The sequence below is a fragment of the Microbacterium sp. 13-71-7 genome, from assembly GCF_002257455.1.
GTDB lineage: Bacteria > Actinomycetota > Actinomycetes > Actinomycetales > Microbacteriaceae > Microbacterium.
Genome location: NZ_NCKN01000271.1, coordinates 1 through 4,866, shown reverse-complemented (window position 1 = coordinate 4,866; position 4,866 = coordinate 1). Strand labels below are relative to the sequence as shown.

At 73.2% G+C, this 4,866-nt stretch carries 4 protein-coding genes; 2 read left to right on the top strand and 2 right to left on the bottom strand.

The genetic code is table 11. The features are described from left to right. A partial coding sequence (locus B7X32_RS18470) for a nitroreductase family protein (protein WP_292723020.1) occupies positions 1–582 on the top strand: 582 nt, incomplete at its 5' end. 183 nt (positions 583–765) lie between these two features. Here the strand turns inward: B7X32_RS18470 and B7X32_RS18465 are convergent. Beyond that, positions 766–2,595 (bottom strand): glycoside hydrolase family 15 protein, encoded by a 1,830-nt coding sequence (locus tag B7X32_RS18465; protein WP_292723017.1) that lies wholly within the window; start codon positions 2,593–2,595, stop codon positions 766–768. A 143-nt stretch (positions 2,596–2,738) separates the two neighbouring features. On the opposite strand from B7X32_RS18465, the gene B7X32_RS18460 reads away from it, so the two are divergent. Further along, positions 2,739–4,121, top strand: a complete 1,383-nt coding sequence (locus tag B7X32_RS18460) for a glucose-6-phosphate dehydrogenase (RefSeq protein WP_292723014.1) — start codon at positions 2,739–2,741, stop codon at positions 4,119–4,121. A 168-nt stretch (positions 4,122–4,289) separates the two neighbouring features. Here B7X32_RS18460 and B7X32_RS18455 read toward each other — a convergent pair. Beyond that, the coding region (locus tag B7X32_RS18455; RefSeq protein WP_292723011.1) for an amidohydrolase family protein at positions 4,290–4,866 on the bottom strand (577 nt) is incomplete at its 5' end.

Below are 4,866 nucleotides of genomic sequence, written 5' to 3'. Positions count from 1 at the left end.
AGCACCCCCGCCTCCGACCGCACCGCGGTCACCGACGCCCCGATCCTCGACATCCTCGCCGAGCGCTGGAGCACCCGCATCTTCGACGCCGCCGCGACCATCGACGAGGAGGCTCTGGCCAGCGCGCTCGAGGCCGCCCGCTGGGCGCCGACCGCCGCCAACACGCAGCCGTGGCGCGCGATCGTGGCCCGCCGCGGATCCGAGGCGCACGCCAAGATCCTCGGCACCCTCGCCGGCTTCAACAGCGCCTGGGCCGGCGACGCCGCCCTGCTCGTGGTGTTCGTGGCCGAGACCACGCGCGACGGCCAGCCCATGACCTGGGCCCTCTACGACACCGGCCAGGCGGCCGCCCACTTCACCGTGCAGGCGCACGCCAACGGCCTCTCCACTCACCAGATGGGCGGATTCGACCGCGACGCGATCTCCGCCGCGTTCGACCTGAGCGCCGACTTCACCCCGATCTCGGTCATGGCCGTCGGCGAGCTCGGCGACATCCGCACCGCTCCCGAGGAGCTGCAGCAGCGCGAGAACGCCCCGCGCGAGCGTCGCCCGATCGCGGACACCCTCCTGATCAACGCCTGACGGGTCCTCACACCCCCGAGTCGTCCCCGCCAGCGCACGCCATAGGCTCCGCTGACGGGGACGACTCGCATGTGGAGGGGGCTCCACGCGGGGCGCGGGTGACCCAGAGCGGGGCGCCCCCGGGGCAGCACCCCGGGTCAGCGCAGCGCGCCCCGGGCCTCACGCCGGGGCAGCCCGGCCGCCTCAGCGCTTGCGGTGCCGGCCGGCGGCGAGCGCGTCGGCGGCGCGCACCAGCGACAGGTGCGAGAACGCCTGCGGGGTGTTGCCGGCGTGGCGGCGTCCCACGGGGTCGTACTCCTCGCTCAGCATGCCGACGTCGTTGCGCAGGGCGCACAGCCGGTCCATGAGTTCGCGCGCCTCGGCCATGCGGCCGGTCACCGCGTACTGCTCCACGAGCCAGAACGAGCACGCGAGGAACGTGTTCTCGCCGCCGGGCAGGCCGTCCACGCCGGTGCCCGTGCGATACCGGTTCACCAGCCCGCCGTGGATCAGCGTCTGCTCGATCCGCTCCACGGTCGCGAGCATGCGCGGGTCGTCGGGCGCGCAGTATCCGGTGCGCGGGATGAGCAGCAGGGCGGCATCGACCTCGTCCGTGCCGCGATGCTGCACGAAGTGCCCGTCCCGCACCCCGTGCTCGTCGATCTCGGCGCGCAGGCGGTCTCGCACGCCGCGCCAGCGCTCCACGGGGCCGTGCGCGCCGTCCTCCTCGACCGCGCGCACCCCGCGGTCGAACGCCGCCCACAGCATCACCCGGGAGTGGGTGAAGAACTGCGGATCCCCGCGGATCTCCCACATGCCGTTGTCCGGATGGTCCAGCTGCTTCTCGGCGTGCCGCAGCAGCACCCGCTGCAGCGACCACGATCGCGCGGACTCGGCGAGGCCCGCCCTGCGGGAAGCGGCGAGCGTCACCATCACCTCGCCGAACACGTCGGCCTGGAACTGCTCTGCGGCGGCGTTGCCCACCCGCACCGGAGCGGATCCGGCATAGCCCGGCAACGACCGCATCTCGCGTTCGACCAGATCCCGCTCCCCGGCCAGGCCGTACATGATCTGCAGTTCGGCCGGATCCCCCGCGACCGCCCGCAGCAGCCAGTCCCGCCACGCGCGCGCTTCGTCCGCGAGGCCGTGCGCGAGCAGCGCCTCGAGCGTGAGGGCGGCGTCGCGCAGCCAGACGTAGCGGTAGTCCCAGTTGCGCGCCCCACCGAACTCCTCGGGCAGCGAGGTCGTCGCGGCGGCCGCGATCCCGCCGGTCTCGCGGTTGGTGAGCGCGCGCAGGAGCAGCAGCGAGCGCCGCACGTCGTCCTCGTGCGGCCCCTCGTGCGCGATTCCGTCGGCCCAGTCGGTCCACCAGGATGCAGTCGCCCGCTCCGAGGCTTCCCCGTCGAGCGCCGCGGGAGCCGGACGGTACGACGGGAACCAGGTGAGCGTGAGCTCCGCGCTCTCCCCCGCGGCGACCTCGACCGCTCCGACGTGGCTGTGCCCGTGCGGGCGCAGCTCGGCTCCGCGCACCACGACGGCGTCGGGGCCGGCGGTCGCGGTGAGCTCCGGCGACTCCGGGCTGCCCGTCTGGCGCACCCACGGCAGCGCCCTGGCGTAGTCGAACCTGAGTCGCAGCTCCTGCGCGAAGGACATCCGCCCGCTGATCCCGACGACCCTGCGGATGAGGTCCGTGCGGTCAGCTCCCAGGGCAGCACGCGCGCCCTCGAGAGTTCCCCGATCCTGGGGAAGCAGGACCGGCATCCACTCGCGCACCTCGGCGACGCCGTCGGCGCCCTTCCACCGGGTCACCAGGCAGAACGTGTCGCCGTCGTAGTGCCGCGTCGCGGTCGCCTCGGAATCCGTAGGGCGCAGGCTCCAGTGCCCCTGCTCGACACCGCCGAGCAGAGCGCCGAACAGCGACGCGGAATCCAGCCGCGGAGCGCAGAACCAGTCGATGCTGCCCGTCCGCGACACGAGTGCGGCGGTGCGCCCGTCGCTGAGCAGCGCGTAGTCCTCGATCGGAGGGGTCTCCATCCTCCGCAGTCTGGCACGGGCCCCTGTGCTCCGAGACGGGGAGCGCCCGAACGAGAAGGATCCGGCGGACGGATCCGCTGCGGCGAGGCGATCGACGCCCTGTCGCAGAGACAGATCAGGAACGAGGAACGTATCGTGGGCGCATGACCACCCCGACGACGCTGCTCATCCTCGGCGCTTCCGGCGACCTCACCTCCCGGCTCCTCCTGCCCGCGATCGCGCAGCTCCTGCAGCGCCAGCCCGAACGCGCCCTGGTGCTGCGCGGAGCCGGATCCGACGACTGGTCCGACGAGCGCTGGCAGGAGGCCGTGCGCACGGCGTTCGCGACCGTCGACGCCGCGGACCAGCTCCCGCGGATCGCAGGGACCACGTATGCGAAGGCGGACGTCACCGACCGCGACGCGCTCGCGGCGCTCATCGAGGGCGTCGAGGGATCGCTCGTGATCTACTTCGCGCTCCCGCCGGCCGTGGCGGAGGCGGCGTGCGAGAAGCTCGTCGACATCCCCCTGCCCAAGGGCACCGTGCTGGCGCTGGAGAAGCCGTTCGGCAGCGACGAGAAGAGCGCCGCCGCTCTCAACGCGCTGGTCACCCGGATCGTGCCGGAGACCCAGGTCTTCCGCGTCGATCACTTCCTCGGCCGTTCCACGATCCTCAACATCATGGGCGTGCGCTTCGCGAACCGCCTGGTCGAGCCGGTCTGGTCCGCCGATCACGTGCAGTCGGTCCTGGTGCGCTACGACGAGTCGCTCGCGCTGGAGAACCGCGCGCGCTACTACGACAAGGCCGGCGCTCTCGTCGACATGATCCAGAGCCACCTGCTGCAGGTGCTCGCGATCCTCGCGATGGAGCAGCCGGCGGATCTGGACGAGATCGACCTGCGCGACGCGATGGCTGCCGCCCTCCGCGCGACCCGCATCGTCGGCGACGACCCCGTCGCCTCGACCCGCCGCGCCCGGTACACGGCGGGCACGAGCGACGACCGCTCCGTGCCCTCGTATGCGGACGAGGAGGGCGTGGATCCGGCCCGCGGCACCGAGACCCTCGCCGAGATCACCTGCGAGGTCGACACCGCGCGCTGGGCCGGCGTGCCCTTCACGCTGCGCAGCGGCAAGGCCCTGGGCGAGCGCTGCGCGGAGATCGTCGTCACGTTCCGGCCCGTGCGGCACATCCCCGGCGGGCTCACGGGGGTGCCGACGGACGGCGGCGTGCTGCGCTTCTCCCTCGGCCCCGACCGGATCGAGCTCGAGCTGAACGTGAACGGCGGCGACGACCCGTTCGCCCTGCGCCGCGACGTGCTGTCCACCGGCCTGGGCAAGGGCACGCTGCTGGCCTACACCGAGGTGCTCAGCGAGATCCTCGACGGCGACGTCGCGCTCTCGGTCCGCGGCGATGCGGCGGAGCAGTGCTGGCGGATCATCCAGCCGGCGCTCGACGCCTGGCGCTCCGGCGCCGTGCCGATGGACGAGTACGCCGCCGGCTCCCGCGGCCCGGCCGACTGGCAGACCTCGCAGGTCCCCTCCGCCTGACCCGCCGTCTTCGGCGGTCTCCCAGCCGCTCCTGTCGCAAAAGATGCCGTTATCGAGCGGTCGGAGCGGCGTCTTTTGCGACGGGAGCGGATCTGGCAGGCGGATCCGACGGGAGCGGATCTGGCAGGCGGATCCGACGGGAGCGGATCTGGCAGGCGCGGAGCGGGCTCAGCCGTGGCGGGCCAGCAGGGCGCGGGCGGCCTCGCTGTGGTGGGCGATGAGCTGCGGTACGTCCAGTCCGACGATCCGGCCGTCGAGCACGCGCCAGGTGCCGCCGACCATGACCCGGTCCGCGCGTTCGGCGCCGCACAGCAGCAGAGCCGCGAGCGGGTCGTGGCTGCCCGAGAAACGCAGCTCGTCGAGCGTGAACATCGCGAGGTCCGCCTGTGCGCCAGGGCGGAGCACGCCGATGTCGGAGCGACCGAGGGCGCGGGCGGATCCCTGGGTCGCCCAGTCCAGCGCCCGCTCGGGGGTGACCGCGGCGGCGCCGTAGCGCAGGCGCTGCAGGTACAGCGCCTGGCGCACCTCCATCATCATGTTGGATCCGTCGTTCGACGCGGATCCGTCCACGCCCAGGCCGACCGGCACGCCCGCGGCCTCGAGCTCGACCGCGCGGGCGATCCCGCTCGCGAGTCGCATGTTCGAGGTGGCGCAGTGCGAGACCGCGGTTCCGGCGGCGCCCAGGCGGGCGATCTCGTCGTCGTCGAAGTGGATCCCGTGCGCGAGCCAGGTGCGGTCGCCGAGC